This window comes from Streptomyces sp. NPDC056883 (assembly GCF_042788835.1).
Classification (GTDB): Bacteria; Actinomycetota; Actinomycetes; order Streptomycetales; family Streptomycetaceae; genus Streptomyces; species Streptomyces stoeckheimensis.
The window spans coordinates 95,761-114,656 of the sequence record NZ_JBHUBS010000006.1 but is presented as its reverse complement, the minus strand read 5'-3'; the positions used below and the strand labels follow the sequence as shown (position 1 = coordinate 114,656).

Sequence of the window (18,896 nt, the reverse complement as noted above, 5' to 3'; positions counted from 1 at the left end):
GTCACTTCGTCGGTCAGCAGCCGCCGGAGGAGGCAGGGGCGCCGATGGTGAGGGTGGCCGGGGTCGCGCAGCAGCCGCCACCGGTCTCTTCGGCGGGTTCGGGCTGGTCGAAGAGACCGGCTCCGCCGCAGACGCCGGTTTCGGGGAGGGTGAGTTCGACGCGTGCGGCGGCCTCGTGGTCGCCGGCGAGGGCGGCGGCGATGGAGCGGACCTGTTCGTAGCCGGTCATGGCGAGGAAGGTGGGGGCGCGGCCGTAGGACTTCATGCCGGCGAGGTAGACGTCCTTCTCCGGGTGGGCGAGCTCGGTTGCGCCGTGGGGGTAGACGGTGCCGCAGGAGTGCTGGTTGGGGTCGATCAGGGGCGCCAGTTCGACGGGGGCCTGGAGGCGCTCGTCGAGGGCGAGGCGCAGTTCGGCGAGGAAGGTGAGGTCGGGGCGGAAGCCGGTGAGGACGATGACCTCGTCGACCGGGTCCAGGCGGCGGCCGTCCTCGCCGACGAGGACCAGCCGGCCGTCGCCGGTCTTCTCGAAGACGTCGGTGCGGAATCCGGTGACCGCGTCGGCGTATCCGTCGTCGACGGCTGCCTTCGCGGCGAGGCCGAGGGCGCCGCGGGCGGGGAGCTGGTCGGCTGCGCCGCCGCCGAAGGTGGAGCCGCTGATGCCGCGCCGCAGGATCCAGGTCGCGTGCGTGCCGCTGCCGTTCTCAGTCTTCGCGAGGTCGGCGAGGTAGGCCAGGGCCGTGAAGGCGGAGGCGCCGGCGCCGATGACGGCGGTGCGCTTGCCCGCGTACCGGGCACGGACGGCCGGGTCCTTCAGGTCGGGGACGCGGTAGGAGATCCGGTCGGAGGCGGCGCGCTCGCCGAGGGCGTGCAGGCCGGCGGCGCCCGCCGGGCTGGGGGTGGACCAGGTGCCGGAGGCGTCGATGACGGCGCGGGCGAAGATCCGCGCCTCGCTGCCGTCGGCGCCGGTGAGGTGGACGACGAAGGGCTGGGCCTCGCGGTCGGCGTCGACGATGCGGTCGCGGCCGGCGCGGGAGACACCGGTGACGGTGGCGTCGTAGCGGACGCGCTCGCCGAGGACGTCCGCCAGGGGCTGGAGGTAGCGGTCGGCCCATTCGCCGCCGGAGGGGTAGGTGTCACCGTCCGGCTTGATCCAGCCGGTGGGGGCGAGGAGCTTCTCGGCGGCGGGGTCGACGACCTCGGACCAGGTGGAGAAGAGCCGTACGTGCGACCAGTCGCGCACCGCGGACCCGGCGGCCGGGCCGGCCTCGAGCACCAGGGGCTCGATGCGCCGCTCGATCAGGCGGGCCGCTGCGGCGAGTCCGATCGGGCCGGCGCCGATCACGACGACGGGCAGGGTCTCGGTTGAAGCGGTCACGGCAGGCTCCCTGGCTGGTTTGACGTTTGTCGATGTCCTGGCACCTCTAGAGTGACTCCTGTATCGACGTTCGTCAACATAGACATCCGTCGAATTTCAACGGATGATGGGGGCATGACTACGAAGGTGTTGCCGCTGCTGGAGCCGGAGGCCGTCGCGGCCTGCTGCCCGCCCCTGTCGGAGCGCCCGCTGACGGCCGAGGAGGCCGAGCGGACCGCGGTGATGTTCAAGGCCCTCGGCGATCCGGTGCGCCTGCGCCTCTTCTCCGCCGTCGCCTCGCACGAGGGCGGCGAGGCGTGCGTGTGCGACATCTCGGACGTGGGCGTCTCCCAGCCGACGGTCTCCCACCACCTGAAGAAGCTGAAGGACGCGGGCCTGCTCTCCTCCGAGCGGCGCGGCACCTGGGTCTACTACCGCGTGGAGCCCGCCGTCCTCGCCGCCATGGGCGCCCTGCTCACCCGGGCGGGCTCGGCATGAGCCTCCGTATCGAGCCGCTGACCCGGGCGCACGCGGAAGAGGTCCTGGCGATCTACCGGGCCGGGATCGCGGAGGGCAACGCCACCTTCGAGACCGAGGCCCCCACCTGGGAGGCCTTCGACGCGGCGAGGCTGCCCGAGCACCGCTTCGCCGCGGTCGACCCGGACGGAAAGCTGCTCGGCTGGGTCGCCGCGTCCAAGGTCTCGGACCGGTGCGCGTACGCCGGCGTGGTCGAGCACTCCGTCTACGTCCACCCCGCCGCCCGGGGCCGCGGAGTCGCCCGAGCGCTGCTGGACGCCCTGATCGCCTCGACCGAGGCGGCGGGCATCTGGACGATCCAGTGCGGGATCTTCCCCGAGAACACCGCGAGCCTGGCCCTGCACCAGCGGGCCGGCTTCCGGGTCATCGGCACCCGCGTGCGCATCGGCCGGCACCGCGGCGTGTGGCGCGACGTCGTCCTGCTGGAGCGCCGCAGCCCGGCGATCAGCTGAGCGCGCCGTCCGGGGTCATGCCGCGGGCGCTCCGGCGGTCGCCGTCTTGCCGTGCATGAAGATGACCGCGACCAGGGCCAGGCCCACCACCGCGCCGACCAGCTGTACGCCGATGAACGCCGGGACCGAGGCGGGGGCGATGCCCGCGAAGGTGTCGGTGAAGGCGCGGCCGATGGTGACGGCCGGGTTGGCGAAGGAGGTGGAGGAGGTGAACCAGTAGGCGGCGCCGATGTACGAGGCCACGGCGACGGGCGCGAACCGCAGCCGGTCGGTGCGGGCCAGGCCGAAGATCAGCAGGATCAGGCCGGCGGTGGCGACGACCTCGCCGAGCAGCAGGTTCCCCGCGGAGCGGTCGTGGGTCGCCCACTTCACCAGCGGCTCGCCGAACATCGCGTCGGCCAGGACCGCGCCCGCGATCGCGCCGGCGATCTGCGCGGGCACGTAGGCGGCCAGTTCGCGGGCGGTGACGCCGTCGCCGGTGCGGCGGGTGGCCCACCACTCGGCGAGGCTGACGACCGGGTTGAAGTGGGCCCCGGAGACCGGGCCGAGGAGCGCGATCAGCACGCCCAGGCCGAAGACCGTGGCCGTGGAGTTGGCCAGCAGCTGCAGGGCGACGTCCTGGGTCAGCTTCGTCGCCTGGATGCCGGACCCGACGACGACCGCGACCAGCGCGGCCGTTCCGACGAGTTCGGCCGCGGCGCGCGCCACCAACGGGCTGGCGCTCGCCACGGGAGTGGGCCGGGGGGCGTCGGCGGCTATGCCTGGCGCCGCTGCGGGGGCGACGACGGGCTCGGTGACGGACAAGGCAGGTTCTCCTCGGGCAGGTGAGGGGGAAACCAAGCGGACTACGGGCAGGACCGCTTGATGTTCGCTTCGGCGGTGGCGCGCGCGGTCTGTGCGAGGTCGGCGAACTGACCGGCGATGGCCTCGATGACGTCCGGGTGGAGCCTGTAGTAGGTGAAGCGGCCGCACGGTTCGGTTTCCACGACCCCGGCCTCTCTGAGCACCTTCAGGTGGTTGGAGAGGTTGGTCTGCTTGGCGCCGGTCTCCTCCACGAGGTGTGTGGTGCACAGCGTCTCGCGGGAGAGCAGGGTCACGATCTGGAGCCTGAGGGGGTCTGCCAGGACTCGGATCAGTTCAGTGTCGACTGACGTCATCATGCGCTGATACTGTCACATCAGTAGGAGCTGACACCAGCCCGAGCTGACCTCGCCGACTCCTGCGGACGTCTCCACCGCAGCACATCTCACCCCAGGGAAGAACAGATGTCCTCCGCTCCTGCCGCCTCCGTCCTGTTCGTCTGCGTCCACAACGCGGGCCGCTCCCAGATGGCGGCCGGGTTCCTGCGCCACCTCGCCGGCGACCGCGTCGAGGTCCGCTCCGCCGGCTCGGTCCCCGGAGACCGGATCAACCCCTCCGCCGTCGCCGCGATGGCCGAGCTGGGGATCGACATCTCCGACCAGAAGCCGAAGGTCCTCACCCCGGAGGCCGCGCAGGCGTCCGACTACATCATCACCATGGGCTGCGGCGACGCCTGCCCGTACTTCCCCGGCAAGACCTACCTCGACTGGCAGCTCGAGGACCCGGCCGGCCAGGGCGTCGAGGCCGTACGCCCCATCCGCGACGAGATCAAGGGCCTCATCGAGGGCCTGATCGCCGAGATCGACGCCCTCGCCGACAAGCGCTGACCACACACGAGAGGAGGCCGCACCATGGCCCTCAAGAACGTCACCGACAAAACCTTCCTCGCGGACGTCCTGCAGAGCGACAAGCCGGTACTCGTCGACTTCTGGGCTGCCTGGTGCGGCCCCTGCCGCCAGCTCGCCCCGTCGCTGGAAGCCATCGCCGCGGAGCACGGCAACAAAATCAAGATCGTCAAGCTGAACATCGACGAGAACCCGGAGACGGCCGCCGCCTACGGGGTCATGTCCATCCCGACGATGAACGTCTTCGTCGGCGGTCGGGTCGCCAAGACCATCGTCGGAGCCAAGCCCAAGGCCGCCCTCCAGCGCGAGCTGCGCGAGTTCATCTCCCGCTGACGCCGGGGTCAGCCCGTCTGGACGGTGATCGTCCGGCCCGGGGCGACGGTCGGGGTCGCGTAGGTGTACGTCACCCCGTCCAGGACCTTGGTGCGCGCCGGCTGGGGCACTCCGTCGACCGTGAGGGTGGCGTAGGTGCCGGGGAAGCGGGCCTCCCAGGTGTAGGGGGAGGTGCCCGAAGCGTGCGTGAGGGTGGACTTCGTCGCCCCGTCGTGGCGGAGGGAGAACGTCGAGTCGCCGATCCTGAGGTCGTCGATCCGCAGCCAGTCCATGCCCGAGGGCAGCCGGGACCGGGTGCTCAGGGCGTGTGAGGGTGCGTCGGGGGTGACGCCCAGCAGGCCTTCGACGGTCTGGCCGAGCAGGGTGAACGAGACCTCGGGGTAGTCCCCGTTCGTGCCCTGCTTGGTGTTCACGTGCTGGACGTCCTTGTGGTCGTAGACGTCCTTCATCCACTTCCAGCCGGTGTCGTTCCGGTCGTTCCGGAAGAAGGTGTCCGGCAGGTAGGTGAGGGCTTCGATGTTGGAGGGCCGGCCCGGACCCGAGGCCTGCTGGTCGATGTAGTCCAGGTAGGCCTCCCGGCGGGGGCCGGGGTCGATGATCTGCTTCATCGGCATGAACCAGCTGTTCTCCTTGCCCCAGCCGGTCAGGGCGCGCCCGTCCGTGGTGTAGCCGCGCACCATGGCCGAGCCCGAACCAGCGCCGATCCAGGTGGAGTTGAAGTACGTCTTCAGGTCCCGGGCCTTGGTCTCGTACCGGTCGGCGAGGGCGCCGTCGCCCTTGGACCGGGCGAGCGAGGCCATCGCAAGGTAGGCCTGGTACTGGGAGCCGATCGCGTCGCCGGCCTCGGCGAGGGGCTCGCCGCTCTGCTCGTTGTAGCTGGCGGTGCCCTGGAAGATGCCCTGGCCCGTGCCTTCCGCCACCTGGACCGCGCCGTTGTTCTTGAGCCCGTCGTGCAGGGTGACGAACTCGTCGGTGGCGCGGCGGTAGAAGTTCCACAGGGCCGGATCGTCGAGGTAGGCGCGGTCCCCGCTCCAGCGGTACGCCTCCTCGGACTTCTGCACCAGCTCGAAGGTGGCGGGCACCTCGCGGACGAAGTTCGTCGGGCTCTTGTAGTCGATCGAGAGGTACGTCGAGGTGTCGAAGTTGAAGGCCCACGCCGGGTAGTACTTGTGCGCGGGGGTGGCGGACGCGGCGAACGAGCGGAGCATCGACTTGTTCTCGGCGTGCAGGGCGAGGACTCCGGCCCCGGACAGCTGGTGGGCCATGTCGCGCGAGTAGTAGCCGCTGCGGTTGGCGTACCCGGCCCAGTAGGAGGCGGCGTAGGTGCCGGTGCCGCTGCCACCGGTGCGGTTCTCGTCCACGTTGAGCGGGCCCTTCGTGCCCGGCAGGTGGACCCAGCTGTTGGCCTTGCGCTTGGACCAGTCGAACATCTCGACGATCTTCGGGTCGGACGAGCTGACCCGCGGGTCCGCGGGGGAGGCCGGGGAGAGCATCACGTCGTCGGCGTTGACCCAGCCGTCCCCCGACTCGAAGGCGATCTCCAGCCGATCCCCGGGGGCGAGGGTGATCCGGCTGAGCGTGTAGCGGCGGTAGTTCGCCGCGCTCGGCAGGGTGAGCGCGGCGGCGACCGCGCCGTTGACGCGGGCGGTGTAGCGGCCGTTCGGCCCGCCCGTCGCGATCCAGGCGGATACGTCGTACGTCCCCCGGCCCGCGGCCGTCACGGTCTGGGACACCTTCATCCCGGACCCGGCGTCGAGGTAGGCGAGCCGGGCCGCGCCGTGCGGGTAGTTCGTGGCGACTCCGGTCCCGGAGGTGAACTGCCAGCCCGTACGGCCCTGTTCGAAGCCCGGGTTGGTGACGGTGAGCGGGGCGGGCGCGGCCTGCTCGACCGCCGCGGCCCGGCCGCCGAGGGCGAGCGGGGTCAACGGGAGGAGCAGGGCGAGGGCGGACAGGAGCGACACACGGGAACGCGTCATCGGGTTCTCCCTGATGGGGGTGGGCTGCGGTGGGGCGGGGTGGCCGCGCGGTGGAGCGGCCAACCCGCACGGAGCAGGGCGGGCGGCACGCTAGCAACCCCGTCGGAGGAATTGCAATGAACTTGTCAGAATTCTCTGCACGATCGGACTGAAAGGTTTCATCGAACTCTTGCAAGTCGAGAGTCGGCCTGGTTACAGTCCTGGCCAGTCGGCTTCCGCAACGGTGCGAGCAGGGGTGGGTCAGGTATGGAACTGGAACGTCGGAGAGTGCTGCAGATGGGTGGCGCGATCGCCGCGGGGGCCGGACTCACCGGCCTGACCGCCTGTTCCGGAACGGGCGACACGGGCCGGGGCGGGGCGGCGGGAGCCGTGGGGGAGAAGGACAAGGGCAAGATCACGGTCTGGTCCTGGCAGGGTCCCGCCGCCGAAATGAAGGCCCTCGTCCCGGAGTTCAACAAGAAGTACCCCGGGATCGAGGTGACGGTCGAAGACATCGGCAACCCGGCGATCTGGGACAAGATCACCACCGGGCTCGCCGCCGGCGGCCAGGGCCTCGCCGACGTCCTGCACATCGGCGTCGACTACCTGCCGGGCTACGTGGAGAAGTTCCCCGGCGGCCTCGCCGACCTCGGCCCGCTCGGCGCGAACGCCTACCGCGACGCCTTCGCGCAAGGCATGTGGCAGACCGTGTCCCCCGACGGCAAGCGCGTCAACGCCCTCCCCTGGGAGGCGAATTCGGCGGGCTTCTACTACCGGGCCGACCTCTTCGAGAAGGCCGGAGTCGACGCCGGCGCCCTCCAGACCTGGGAGGAGACCATCGAAGCAGGAAAGGAGATCAAGGCGAAGACCGGCGCCCACCTGCTGGGCATCGACAAGCCCGCCTCACAGGCCGACGCCGCCAACTTCTTCCAGATGCTGCTCCAGCTCCAGGGCTCCTTCTACTTCAGCCTCGCCGGGGACATCACGCTCGACTCCCCGGAAGCCGTGAAGGCCATGACCCTCATCAAGACGATGAACGACGCCGGCCTGGTCAGCGATCTCGCCGGCGGCTGGAACGCGCTGATGAGTTCCCTGAAGCAGGGGACCGCAGCCGTCCTGCCCATGCCCACCTGGTTCGGCGGCATCATCCAGGAGCAGGTGCCCGAGGAGGCCGGGAAGTGGAAGGTCCGGCTTCCCCCGGCCGTCCGCCGCGGCGGCTCGACGGCGGCCACGGTCAACTCCACCCACCTCGCGGTGGCGGGCGCCGGCAAGCACCAGGCCGCGGCCTGGTCCTTCGTCGAGTTCGTCCTCACCCGCCCGGCCTCCCAGGTGCAGATCTACAAGGGCAAGGGCATCGCCCCCGCCCTGATGAAGGCGTACGACGACGCGGTCTTCCACGAGCCGTCCCCCTTCTTCGGCGGCCAGAAGAAGGGCGAGGTCTTCCTGGAGGCCCTGAAGGCCCCCTCGTCCGCCTTCAACTACACCGCCGACTACGCCCGCGCCCTCAAGCTCGTCACCGACGCCCAGTCCAAGGTGCTGCTGGGCGGCGCCGACCCGGCGAAGGTGCTGGGGGAGGCCGCCGACCAGCTCGCCCAGCAGACCGGACGCAAGGTCTCCCGATGACGGTCACGCTCACCGGCGGCGAGACCCGGGCCGTCCCCTCCCGGGGGACGGCCCCGCGCACCCGGCCCCGCCGGCGCGCGGCCCCGTACCTCTTCGTCCTGCCCGCGCTGCTCCTCTTCGCCGCCTTCAAGCTCTACCCCATCGGCCGGTCCTTCGTGATCAGCCTGCACAAGACCGTCGGCGGGACCGAGCGGTTCGTCGGCGCCGACAACTACACGCGGCTGATGGGCGATCCGCTGTTCTGGACCGCCCTGAAGAACACCGCGGTGATCCTCGCCGTCCAGGTGCCGGTCATGCTGGCCCTCGCCACCGGACTCGCCGTGGCCCTCGACTCCACCCTGCTGCGCGGCCGCACGGTCTTCCGGCTGGGCTTCTTCCTGCCCATGGTCACCGGGCTGGTCGCCTACGGGATCATCTTCTCCGTCCTCCTCAACAAGGACTACGGACTGGTCAACTGGCTGACGGGCCTCGCCGGCCTGGACCCGGTGCCGTGGCTGACCGACCCCCTGTGGGCGAAGGTCTCCCTCGGCCTGGCGCTGACCTGGCACTACACCGGCTACAACGCGGTGATCCTGCTCGCCCGCCTGCAGTCCGTACCCGCCGAGCTGTACGACGCGGCGTCCGTCGACGGGGCCGGCGCCTGGGCCTCCTTCCGCCACGTCACCCTGCCGGGCCTGCGCCCCGCCCTGCTGCTCACCACGGTGCTGTCCACCATCGGCACCCTGCAGATCTTCGACGAGCCGTACGTGCTCACCGGCGGCGGCCCGGACAACGCCACCCTGACCATCGGCGTGTACCTCTACCAGAACGCCTTCAAATACTTCGACTTCGGCTACGCCTCCGCCATCGCCTACGCCCTCGCCGTCCTCATCGGCATCCTCGGCGTGATCCAGTTCCGCTTCCTGGGGGAGAAGTCATGACCGCCGCCCGCCACCGCGGCAGGAGCATCCTGCTCACCTCCGGACTCGCCATCGCGCTGGCCGCCGTCCTGATCCCCTTCTACTGGCTCGTGGTCGCCGCCACGCACAGCTCCGGGGAGATCTTCGACAGCCCGCCGCCGCTGCTGCCTGGCGGCCATCTGGCGGAGAACCTCCAGACCCTCCAGGACACCGCGCAGTTCGGCCGGGTGCTCCTCAACTCCCTGCTCATCGCGGCGATCTACACCCTGTGCGCGGGCGCCGTCTGCACACTGGCCGGCTACGGCTTCGCCAAGTACCGCTTCCGCGGCCGCGAACCGCTGTTCGGACTGCTCATGCTCGGACTCGTGGTCCCCGCCCAGGTCACCCTCGTACCGCTCTTTCAGCTGATGGCCGAACTGCGCTGGCTGGGCACGTACCAGGCCGTGATCATGCCCAACCTGGCCCTGCCCTTCGGCATCTTCCTGATGCGCCAGTCGATGGCCGCGCTCCCCGACGAACTCCTCGACTCGGGGCGCATGGACGGCTGCGGCGAACTGCGGCTGTTCTGGAAGGTGGTGCTCCCGCCGATGAAACCGGCATTGGCCGCCCTGGCGATCTTCCTCTTCCTGTACCAGTGGAACGACTTCGTCTGGCCGCTGATCGTCCTGCGCGACAGCGCCACGTTCACCGTCCCCGTGGCCCTCGCCTCCCTCCAGGGCCTCGACGAGACCGACTACGGAGCGATCCTCGCCGGAACCGCGGCCGCCGCGATCCCGATGGCCCTCGTATTCCTCGCGCTCCAGCGCCAGTTCGTGTCCGGCCTGCTCGCCGGCGCCGTGAAGGAGTGACCGTGACCAGCGCCGTGACCGCCATCGTGACCACTGCCGTGACCACCGTCGAACCCGTCACCACCGCGGGGCTCGCACCCGCCGCCGAGGAGCCGCTGCTCGACGGGGTCTCGCTCGCCGTCCTCGCCCACGCCCCCGGCGTCCACCCCGCCTGGGCCCTGGCCGAACTGCCCGGCGGACTGCGGATGCTGGAGGTGCGGGCCGACGGCGCCCCCGTCGAGATCCGCTTCTCCGTGCCCCTCGGCGACGCCGCCGGATACTGGCACCCGCAGGGCGGCTGGCAGCGCACCCTGCTCGCCGACTGGGAGGGCCGCTCACAGGTCTCGCTGGTCCACGGGCACGCCGCCGGCTGCCTCTACGACCACGGCGGCGCCACCCTGCTCACCTTCGCCGCCACCGACCCGGTACCCGAGGCGGAGCTCCGCTTCGGGGTCTCCGAGGAGAACGACACCCACGTCGTCCACCTGCGGCTGCCCGCCGCACGGCAGGCCCACCGGATCCTGCTCGCCCCCCGCGCACCCACCGTGGCACGGGCCATGCGGGCCCTGCGTTCCTGGTTCGACGCCGAGCTCGCCCCGGCGCCGGTGCCCGACGCGGCGCGCACTCCCGTCTACTCCACCTGGTACGCCTTCAACCAGGGCGTCAGCGCCCCCGCCGTCGAAACCCAGGCCGAACTGGCCGCCGGACTCGGCTGCGGAGCACTGATCCTCGACGACGGCTGGCAGGAAGGCGGCCACGGCCGCGGCTACGCCGGCTGCGGGGACTGGGAGCCCGACCGGGCCAAGTTCCCCGACTTCGCCGGGCACGTGGCCCGGGTCCGGGCCCACGGGCTGAGCTACCTCGCCTGGGTCGCACCCCTGCTCCTGGGCTCCGGAGCCGCCTGCCACGACCGCTGGGCCGCCTGCGCGCCCGCCCCGTCCGGCGTGCCCGGCGCGCACGTGCTCGACCCCCGCCACCCCGAGGTGCGCGCGCACGTCGTCGGGCTCTGCGTCCGGCTGGTCCGCGCGTACGGGCTCGACGGACTCAAGCTCGACTTCCTCGAGCAGGCCATGGTCTACGCGGGCGACGGAGCCGGTGACGTCGGACAGGCCATGGTGGCCTTGCTGACGGAACTCCGCGCTGCCCTGGAGACCGTACGCCCCGGCGTGCTGCTGGAGCTGCGCCAGCCCTACACGGGACCCGGCATGGCCCCCTTCGGCAACATGCTGCGCTCCTTCGACTGCCCCGCGGACGCCACCGCGAACCGGGTCCGCACCCTCGACACTTCGCTGCTCGCCGTCGGCGGGGCCGTCCACTCCGACATGCTCCTGTGGTCACCCGACGCGCCCGTGACGACGGTGGCCCGGCAGCTGATCGGGGCACTCCACTCGGTGCCGCAGATCTCCGTACGGCTGGACCGGGTACCCGCGGCGCACCGGGAGGCGATCGGGTTCTGGCTGGCGCAGTGGCGGGTGCACCGGGAACTGCTGCTGGACGGGGAGGTGGAACCGGGCCGGCCCGACGAGCTGTACCCGCTGGTGCGGGTGAGCGCCGGGGACCACTGCCTGCTGAGCGTGCACGGGGACCGGGTCGTCCCGCTGGACTTCTCCGCGTACCGCCGCTTCGACCTGGTCAACGGCTCGGACCGGGACCGGGTGATGGTCGAGGTGCTGGGCGGCGGGGGCGAGGTCCGGGGAGTGGTCCACGGGCCGGACGGCCGTATCATGGACGGTCCGCCGTCGTACCTGCCGGAGGGAGCACGCTCGCTGGCGGTGCCGCGCGGGGGGCTGGTATCGCTCACGCTCACGGAAGGACCGCGATGAAGGTCGGGATCACCGAGGTCGCCGCTCGCGCCCAGGTCAGCGAGGCGACCGTGAGCCGGGTGATCAACCGGCGCCAGGGCGTGTCGAAGAAGACCCGGGACGCGGTCGAACAGGCCATGGCGGACGTCGGCTACGAACGGCAGACCCAAGGCCAACTGGTCGCGGTGATCACCGAGTTCGTGTCCAATCCGTTCTTCGCCGATGTCGCCGAGCGCATCGAGTCGGCGCTCGCCCCGCACGGACTCAAGACCATTCTGTGCCCGGCCTTCCCGGGCGGGGTCCAGGAACGGGACTTCATCTCCGCGCTCGTCGACAAGGGCGTCGCGGCCGTCGTCTTCCTCTCCGCCTCCAACACCGTCGAGGGCGCCGACACCGAGACGTACGAACTGCTGCGCCAGCGCAGGGTCCCGTACGTCGGCATCAACGGCGAGTTCGCGGACGGAGTGCCGACCCCGGTCTTCTCCACGGACGACGCGCTCGCCGCGGAGCTGGCCGTCGACCACCTCCACCGGCTGGGCCACCGCAGGATCGGGATGGCCTCCGGACCGGCCGGGAACCAGCCCGCGGACCGTCGGGTGCGGGGCTTCCTCGAGGCCATGGCCAAGCGGGGCATCGCGGAGCCCGAGCGCTGGGTGATCCGGCAGTCGTACACGGTGGAGGGCGGCCAGGCCGCCGTCGGCCCGCTGCTCGCCCTGGGCGCCACCGCGATCGTCGCCGCCAGCGACTACATGGCCCTCGGGGCGATCCGGGGCATCCGCCGGCACGGACGGGCGGTGCCCGGGGACGTCTCGGTCGTGGGGTACGACGGCTCGTCCATCACCGAGTTCACCGACCCGCCCCTGACCACGGTGCGCCAGCCCGCCGACCGGCTGGCCCTGGAGGTCGGGCGCAGCGTACTGGCCCTGGTCAGCAACCGGGACGTGCCCACGGGGGAACTGCTCTTCGACCCCGAACTGGTCATCCGGGCGACCACCGGACCGGCCCCCGCGGAGCCCGGGGCCTGATCCGGGGGCGGACTCAGTGCCGCTCCTCGCCCGCGACGAGGAGCTCGCCGACCTCTTCCGCGAGGGCGGCGCGTGCAGGGGCGGGCAGGCCGGCGTCGGTGATGAACCAGTCGGCCTGGTGGAGCGCCGCGAAGCCGCTGAGCCCCACCACCCCCCACTTGCTGTGGTCCGCCACGACGGCGACCCGGCGTGCCGAGGCCACCAGGGCGCGGTTGGTCTGGGCCTCCATGAGGTTCGGGGTGGTCAGACCGGCGCCCTGCGCCACCCCGTGCGCGCCGAGGAAGAGCAGGTCCACGTGGAGCGAGCCGATCGCCAGGTCGGCGAGCGGTCCGACCAGGGCGGCCGAGGGGGTCGGGGAGCCTCCGGTGAGCAGCAGGGTCGGGGCGCCGGCTCCGCGGTCGCGGCCGTCGGCCCACACCAGTTCCGCGACCGGGAGGGAGTTGGTGACGATGGTGAGCCGGGGGACCCCGAGGAGCCGGGTGGCGACGGCGTGTGCGGTGGTGCCGCCCGAGACCGCGACCACGCTGCCCGGTTCCACCAGGGCCGCGGCCGTGTCCGCGATGGCGGCCTTGGCATCGCCCTCCAGGTCCGACTTGGCCTCGAACCCGGGCTCGTGCCCGCTCGCCCCGGCCGGGGCGACGGCTCCGCCGTGGACCTTCTCCACGACACCGCGCCGGGCGAGGGCGTCCAGATCCCGGCGGACGGTCATGTCCGAGACGCCGAGCTGCCCGACCAGGTCGGCCACCCGTACCGCGCCCTCGCGCCGGACCGCGTCGAGGATGAGAGCGCGTCGCTGGTGGGCCAGTTGGGCAGCCTGCTCGGCCACGGGTCGCTCCCGGGAATCGGCGAAACCGGTCAGAAGGCAGCAAGATAACACGGCCATGTTGTTGAAGTCTGGGGGAAACCTCGGTTCGGGCTGGTGGAAAATGTTCGAGAGTGTTTATTCTCGGTGGGTGAAGAAGACCCTCGCGAAACTCGCGGACGGCCGCGAACTGATCTACTTCGACACCGACGAAGGTGCCGTGCGCGACGCGCCCGACCTGCGCCCACTGGATCCGGTCGACAGCCGGCCGGAACTGCGGCGGGACGAGGCCACCGGCGACTGGATCACCATCGCCTCCCACCGCCAGAACCGGACCTACCACCCGCCCGCCGGCGAATGCCCGCTCTGCCCGTCCCGGGACGGCCGGCTCAGCGAGATCCCCGCCGCCGACTACGAGGTCGCCGTCTTCGAGAACCGTTTCCCCTCCCTCGCGGGCGAGGCCGGACGCTGCGAAGTCGTCTGCTTCACCCCCGACCACGACGCGGGCTTCGCCGACCTGACCCCGGCCGCCGCCCGGCTGGTGCTCGACGCGTGGACCGACCGCACCGCCGAGCTCTCCGCGCTCCCCGGCGTCGAGCAGGTGTACTGCTTCGAGAACCGGGGGGCCGAGATCGGGGTGACCCTCGCCCATCCGCACGGCCAGATCTACGCCTTCCCCTTCGTCACGCCGCGCACCGCCAAGATGACGGCCGCCGCGCAGGCGCACCGCGCCGCCACCGGCCGCAACCTCTTCGAGGATCTGCTGAGCAGGGCCCGCGCCGCCACCGAGCGGGTGGTGACGGCCGGGGAGCACTGGACCGCCTTCGTGCCCCACGCCGCCCGCTGGCCGTACGAGGTCCACCTCTACCCGCACCGCCGGGTCCCCGACCTGACCTGCCTCACCGAAGCCGAGCGGGCCGAGTTCCCCTCCGTCTACCTCGACCTGCTGCGCCGCTTCGACCGGCTGTTCCCCGTACCGGAGACGGAGACGGAGAGGGGGAGGGCGACGGAGAGGGGGAGGGCGACGGAGAGGGGGACGGAGGCGGGGACGGAGACCGAGCGGCCGCACGAGCCCGCCCCCACCCCGTACATCTCCGCATGGCACCAGGCGCCCCGCACCCACGGCGAGGAACTGGCCCTGCACCTGGAGCTGTTCACCATCCGCAGGACCCCCGACAAGCTCAAGTTCCTTGCCGGGACGGAGTCCGGGACGGAAGCCTTCATCAACGACGTGGCCCCCGAGACGGCCGCGCGACGACTGCGGGAGGCCCTGGCATGAGCCGCACCGAGCAGGCCGCGGCCACCTTCGCGAAGCTCTACGGCGGCGCCCCCGACGGGATCTGGGCGGCGCCCGGCCGGGTCAACCTGATCGGTGAACACACCGACTACAACGACGGGTTCGCCCTCCCCATCGCCCTCCCGCAGACCACCCTGCTCGCCGCCCGCGCCCGTACGGACGGCCGACTGCTGCTGCACAGCGCGCAGGGCGACGGCCGGATCACCGAGCTCGCCGTGGCGGACCTGGCCCCCGGCGCGGTGCCGGGCTGGGCCGCGTACCCGGCCGGAGTGGTCTGGGCCCTCGCCGAGGCCGGACACCGGGTCGGTGGCGCCGACCTGCACTTCGACAGCACGGTGCCCACCGGCGCGGGCCTCTCCTCGTCCGCCGCGCTGGAGTGCGCGGTCGCCGTCGCCCACGACGAGCTGTACGGACTGCGGCTGCCCGGGCCCGAACTGGCCCGGATCGCCCAGCGGGCGGAGAACGCCTTCGCCGGCGTCCCCTGCGGGATCATGGACCAGATGGCCTCCGTGTGCTGCACCACCGGCGCCGCCCTCCACCTCGACGCCCGCGCCCCGGAGCTCCACCGGCAGGTCCCCCTCGACCTCCCGGGGCAGGGACTCGTCCTGCTCGTGATCGACACCCGGGTCTCCCACGACCTGGGCGACGGGGCGTACGCGGCCCTGCGCGCGGGCTGTGAACGGGCGGCCGGGCTGCTCGGCCTGCGCGCCCTGCGGGATCTGCCCGCCGGGGACCTCGCGGGGGCCCTGGACGAGCTCCCGGCGGAACTCGTACCGCTGGTCCGCCACGTGGTGACGGAGAACGGCCGGGTCGCCGAGGCGGTCGCCCGGCTCCGGGAGGGCGATGCGGCCGCCCTCGGCCCGATCCTGACGGCCGGTCACGCCTCGCTGCGCGACGACTACCGGGTCTCCTGCCCGGAGACCGACCTCGCCGTGACGGCCGCGCTAGGCGCCGGGGCCCTCGGGGCCCGGATGACGGGAGGCGGCTTCGGCGGCTCCGTCATCGCGCTGGTGGAGGCGGGCCGCGAGGACGCGGTGGGCGGGGCCGTCACGGCGGCCTTCGGGGCGGCCGGCCACCGGCTGCCGCGGCTCCTCACCGCGACCCCGGCGGCGGGCGCGCGCCGACTGGAGCTGTAGCCGAGCCCGCCCGTTCAGGCGGTGAAGGGCGTGCCGTCCAGCGTCCAGTGGGCGTCCAGGCCGATGCCCAGCGCGGCGTAGACGTGGGCGGCGACATCGGTGTGCCGGACCGCCGGCGGCGTCGCGCCGGCGGCCAGGCCCGGTCCGCAGGCGGCCACCCAGGCGGTCCGCTCCAGCTCGCTGCGTCCCCCGTGGCCCCCCTCGTCGCGGTGCCCGTGGTCGGTGACCACGATGACCGTCCACTGTTCCCCGGGGTGGCCCGGGCGGTCGCGCACGGCCTTGAGGAGGCGGCCCAGGCGCTGGTCCGCCGTCTCGATCGACCGGCGGTACTCCTCGCCGCAGCCGAGGAAGTGGGCGGTCTCGTCGACGGCGCCGAGGTAGACGAAGGAGGCGTGGAGTTCCTCCCCGGAGCCCAGCACGTGCGCCGCTTCGGCGGTCACGGCCTCGTCCGCCTCCTCCCAGGCCTCCGGCGTGTCCGCGCGGGGGGCGATGAAGCTCAGCCGGCTGGGGGCGGTGAAGAGCGGGCCGCCCTGCTGGGCGAGGAACAAGGGGGCCCAGCCGCCGGCTGCGAAGGTGCGCCGCCCGCATTCGAGTGCCAGCCGCGTGGTGAAGTCGGGGAACACGTCGAGCCGGTTGCCGTCGAGCCGGTTGCCCCACACCCCGTGCTTGGCGACGGTGACCCCGGTGGCGATGGTGGCCCAGCACGGCCCGGACATGGTCGGTGTGGCCTCGTCGATCTCGACGGGGGCGAGGAACCCCGCGTCGGCTATCCCGTCGAGGTGGGGGGTGTCGAGCCGCGGCAGCAGGTCGAGCCGTACGCCGTCGATGCCGACGACCAGAACGTGTTGAGTGTGCATGGGCCGGTCCAGGGTGTCTGTGGGTGGGTGCGGATCTCTGCGGAGCGGCGCGGTGGCCGGTCCGCAGGGTCAAGGGGTGATGCGGCGCAGCCGGATCAGGCGGCTCGCGTAGTCCCCGGCGGGAAGCGCGAGCTCGATGCCGCGGTGGACCAGGACGGCGCCGCTGTGCACCTGGTCCCGGTCCGGGTCCAGGTAGTGGGCGCCGGTGTCCAGTGCGGGCAGTCTGAGGGGGGCGGGCCGGTGGCCGAACCGGGTCGCGGGCCGCCAGGCGAGCACGGCGTGCTCGCCACCGTCCCCGGCGGCGTAGTGGACGGCCGTCACCCCGTCCGCGGCCTTGATGCGGTACTGGATCCCGTACTGGACCAGCGGGCGGATCTGCTTGTACTGGGCCACGAGCGCGGCGGCTTCGTCGAGCTCCTCGGCGGACCAGCCCGTCAGGTCCCCGCCGAGGCCGAGCGCACCGGACATGGCGACGTGGAAGCGGAAGCGCAGCGGAGTGCTCCGGCCGGTGGCCGTGTTGGGGCTGTCGGTGACCCACGCGGCCATGGTCCGGGCCGGGAAGAGCTGGCTGAAGCCGTCCTGGATCGCGATCCGGTCGACGGGGTCGGTGTTGTCGGAGGTCCACGCCTGGTCGGTGCGGGCCAGGATGCCGAGGTCGGCGCGCCCGCCACCGCCCGCGCACGCCTCGATGCGCAGGCCCGGGTGGTCGGCGCGCAGCCGGTCCATGACGCGGTAGACGGCCCGGGTGTGGTCGATCCACAGCCGGTCGGGATCGGGGTTCCCCTCCCAGCCGGCCTCGGTGAAGGCGCGGTTGGCGTCCCACTTGAGCCAGCCCACCCCGTGGTCGCGTACGAGGCGGTCCAGGGTGCGGTGGGCCCAGGCCTCGACCTCGGGCCGGGCGAAGTTCAGTACGAGCTGATGACGCAGTTCGGTCGCCTCCCGGGTGGGGGAGTGCAGGACCCAGTCCGGATGCGCGCGGTACAACTCGCTGTCCCGGTTGACCATTTCGGGCTCCACCCACAGACCGAAGGTCATGCCGAGACGGTGGACCTCGTCGGCGAGGGGCCGCAGCCCCTCGGGAAAGGCTTCGGGGCGCGGGGTCCAGTCGCCCAGCCCGGCCCGGTCGTCGCGCCGCGTCCCGAACCAGCCGTCGTCCAGGACGAACAGCTCGGCGCCGAGTCCGGCGGCCAGGTGGGCCAGTTTGATCTGGCCGGCCTGGTCGACGTCGAATCCGGTGGCCTCCCAGGAGTTGTAGAGGACGGGCCGCTCCCGTTCGGGCTCCGGCAGTACGTGGTCCGCGACGTAGCCGTGCCAGGCCCGGCTGGCGGCGCCGAAGCCGTGCGGGGTGTAGAGCCCGGCGAACACGGGGGTGCGCAGGCTCCCGCCCGGTTCCAGGGTCCATCGCAGCCCCTCGTGGCCGAACCCTCCTGTCCAGGTGGTGCGGCCGACCGCGTCGCGGTGCAGCGTGATGCGCCAACTGCCGCTCCAGGCAAGGGCGGTGCTCCACACTTCGCCCCGCTCCTCGGTCGCGGAGCCGTCGTCGAGGGCGAGCCAGGGACTGGCGTGGTGGCCGGTGAGCCCGCGGCGGCTGGTCAGGACGGTCTCGGCGACGGGAAGCCGGTCGCGGTGCAGCTGGAACTCGCTGTTCCAGCCGCCCGTGAGGTGGCTGAGCCGGTAGTCGGCGAGCTTCGGGGCCGTCCAGGAGGCGGAGTCCAGCCGGTCGACGGTGATCGGACCGGCCTCGGCCCCGGCCCCGGCCTCGCCCCCGACCTCGGCCTCGACCCCGACCCCGGCTCCGGTGTGCGTGAGCTCCACCCAGCGTTCGACGACGTCGCTCTCCGGCCGGACGCGGTAGCAGAGCTCCGTGCGCAGGGGGTAGCGGCGGTCCGCGAGGAGCAGCCGCAGTTCGCCGCCGTCGATGCGGTGCCCGGCGAACTCCCACTGGGCGCCGACGGTTCCGTCGGCGAAGCGGACCTGGAGGCCCGCCGGACCGAACCGCGCCCCGGTCTGCGGGGCCAGCTCGTCCGCCGCGGCCCCGGCCTCGAAGCTGCTCGCGGCGGGGGAGGCGGCCTCCGGCAGCAGGGTCAGGGCGGCGGTGTCGAGCGGCGCGCCCCAATACAGGTGCCGCGGGCTGCCGTCGGGGCCGATGCGCAGGGCGTACGCGCTGTTCGGAGTGCGGAGCACGGCGACGCCGGAAGCGGGGTCGAAGGTGACGGGCGGGAGCGCGGCAGGCACGAAGAGGTCCCCTGAGGTCGAAGGCCCGCGTACGGGCAAGGAGTTGGCCAGAGGCT

At 72.4% G+C, this 18,896-nt stretch carries 18 protein-coding genes; 11 read left to right on the top strand and 7 right to left on the bottom strand.

Annotated elements, in window-relative coordinates; genetic code table 11:
- Positions 1-13: 13 nt before the first annotated feature.
- Positions 14-1,375, bottom strand: a complete 1,362-nt coding sequence (locus ACFRU2_RS17410; RefSeq protein ID WP_382972763.1) for an NAD(P)-binding domain-containing protein — start codon at positions 1,373-1,375, stop codon at positions 14-16.
- A 114-nt stretch (positions 1,376-1,489) separates the two neighbouring features.
- On the opposite strand from ACFRU2_RS17410, the gene ACFRU2_RS17405 reads away from it, so the two are divergent.
- Both ACFRU2_RS17405 and ACFRU2_RS17400 read left to right on the top strand, forming a co-directional pair.
- Positions 1,490-1,852: an ArsR/SmtB family transcription factor gene (locus ACFRU2_RS17405; RefSeq protein ID WP_382972761.1), complete on the top strand. Its 363-nt coding sequence runs from the start codon at positions 1,490-1,492 to the stop codon at positions 1,850-1,852.
- Positions 1,849-2,343, top strand: a complete 495-nt coding sequence (locus tag ACFRU2_RS17400) for a GNAT family N-acetyltransferase (RefSeq protein ID WP_382972759.1) — start codon at positions 1,849-1,851, stop codon at positions 2,341-2,343. The genes ACFRU2_RS17405 and ACFRU2_RS17400 overlap by 4 nt, the downstream gene beginning before the upstream one ends.
- A gap of 15 nt (positions 2,344-2,358) precedes the next feature.
- On the opposite strand, the gene ACFRU2_RS17395 is transcribed toward ACFRU2_RS17400, so the two are convergent.
- Together ACFRU2_RS17395 and ACFRU2_RS17390 are read right to left on the bottom strand one after the other, a co-directional pair.
- Positions 2,359-3,147, bottom strand: a complete 789-nt coding sequence (locus tag ACFRU2_RS17395) for an aquaporin (RefSeq protein ID WP_382972758.1) — start codon at positions 3,145-3,147, stop codon at positions 2,359-2,361.
- A 41-nt stretch (positions 3,148-3,188) separates the two neighbouring features.
- Entirely contained in the window at positions 3,189-3,503 is a 315-nt protein-coding gene (locus tag ACFRU2_RS17390) for an ArsR/SmtB family transcription factor (protein WP_382972756.1), read from the bottom strand.
- Positions 3,504-3,608: 105 nt separating this feature from the next.
- On the opposite strand from ACFRU2_RS17390, the gene ACFRU2_RS17385 reads away from it, so the two are divergent.
- Positions 3,609-4,031, top strand: coding sequence for an arsenate reductase ArsC (locus ACFRU2_RS17385; protein ID WP_382972754.1), 423 nt, complete (start codon positions 3,609-3,611; stop codon positions 4,029-4,031).
- Between the two features lie 24 nt (positions 4,032-4,055).
- On the top strand, positions 4,056-4,382 hold the full coding sequence (trxA, locus tag ACFRU2_RS17380; protein WP_382972752.1) for a thioredoxin: 327 nt from the start codon (positions 4,056-4,058) through the stop codon (positions 4,380-4,382).
- A gap of 8 nt (positions 4,383-4,390) precedes the next feature.
- Here the strand turns inward: trxA and ACFRU2_RS17375 are convergent, their stop codons facing one another.
- Positions 4,391-6,358 (bottom strand): hypothetical protein, encoded by a 1,968-nt coding sequence (locus ACFRU2_RS17375; protein WP_382972750.1) that lies wholly within the window; start codon positions 6,356-6,358, stop codon positions 4,391-4,393.
- Between the two features lie 276 nt (positions 6,359-6,634).
- On the opposite strand from ACFRU2_RS17375, the gene ACFRU2_RS17370 reads away from it, so the two are divergent.
- The 5 genes from ACFRU2_RS17370 to ACFRU2_RS17350 are packed head-to-tail and all read left to right on the top strand — an operon-like array spanning position 6,635 to position 12,513.
- The gene (locus ACFRU2_RS17370; protein WP_382973291.1) at positions 6,635-7,960 is read left to right on the top strand and encodes an ABC transporter substrate-binding protein; all 1,326 of its coding nucleotides are present in this window, start codon (positions 6,635-6,637) and stop codon (positions 7,958-7,960) included.
- Entirely contained in the window at positions 7,957-8,880 is a 924-nt protein-coding gene (locus ACFRU2_RS17365) for a carbohydrate ABC transporter permease (RefSeq protein WP_382972748.1), read from the top strand. Before ACFRU2_RS17370 ends, ACFRU2_RS17365 begins: the two co-directional genes overlap by 4 nt.
- On the top strand, positions 8,877-9,707 hold the full coding sequence (locus tag ACFRU2_RS17360) for a carbohydrate ABC transporter permease (protein WP_274550582.1): 831 nt from the start codon (positions 8,877-8,879) through the stop codon (positions 9,705-9,707). The genes ACFRU2_RS17365 and ACFRU2_RS17360 overlap by 4 nt, the downstream gene beginning before the upstream one ends.
- Before the next feature lie 2 nt (positions 9,708-9,709).
- Entirely contained in the window at positions 9,710-11,509 is a 1,800-nt protein-coding gene (locus ACFRU2_RS17355) for a glycoside hydrolase family 36 protein (RefSeq protein ID WP_382972746.1), read from the top strand.
- Positions 11,506-12,513, top strand: a complete 1,008-nt coding sequence (locus ACFRU2_RS17350) for a LacI family DNA-binding transcriptional regulator (protein ID WP_382972744.1) — start codon at positions 11,506-11,508, stop codon at positions 12,511-12,513. Before ACFRU2_RS17355 ends, ACFRU2_RS17350 begins: the two co-directional genes overlap by 4 nt.
- A gap of 13 nt (positions 12,514-12,526) precedes the next feature.
- Here the strand turns inward: ACFRU2_RS17350 and ACFRU2_RS17345 are convergent, their stop codons facing one another.
- Positions 12,527-13,339 carry a DeoR/GlpR family DNA-binding transcription regulator gene (locus ACFRU2_RS17345; protein ID WP_351441497.1) on the bottom strand — a complete coding sequence of 271 codons (813 nt, stop codon included), beginning with the start codon at positions 13,337-13,339 and terminating at the stop codon, positions 12,527-12,529.
- 127 nt (positions 13,340-13,466) lie between these two features.
- Between ACFRU2_RS17345 and galT the strand changes: the two genes are divergently transcribed.
- Together galT and galK are read left to right on the top strand one after the other, a co-directional pair.
- The gene (galT, locus tag ACFRU2_RS17340; protein ID WP_382972742.1) at positions 13,467-14,594 is read left to right on the top strand and encodes a galactose-1-phosphate uridylyltransferase; all 1,128 of its coding nucleotides are present in this window, start codon (positions 13,467-13,469) and stop codon (positions 14,592-14,594) included.
- Positions 14,591-15,748: a galactokinase gene (gene galK, locus ACFRU2_RS17335; protein WP_382972740.1), complete on the top strand. Its 1,158-nt coding sequence runs from the start codon at positions 14,591-14,593 to the stop codon at positions 15,746-15,748. The genes galT and galK overlap by 4 nt, the downstream gene beginning before the upstream one ends.
- A 14-nt stretch (positions 15,749-15,762) precedes the next feature.
- Here the strand turns inward: galK and ACFRU2_RS17330 are convergent, their stop codons facing one another.
- Positions 15,763-16,605, bottom strand: a complete 843-nt coding sequence (locus ACFRU2_RS17330) for an alkaline phosphatase family protein (protein WP_382972738.1) — start codon at positions 16,603-16,605, stop codon at positions 15,763-15,765.
- Positions 16,606-16,674: 69 nt separating this feature from the next.
- Complete coding sequence (locus tag ACFRU2_RS17325; protein ID WP_382972737.1) at positions 16,675-18,840, bottom strand: alpha-galactosidase; 2,166 nt, start codon at positions 18,838-18,840, stop codon at positions 16,675-16,677.
- Positions 18,841-18,896: the final 56 nt, after the last annotated feature.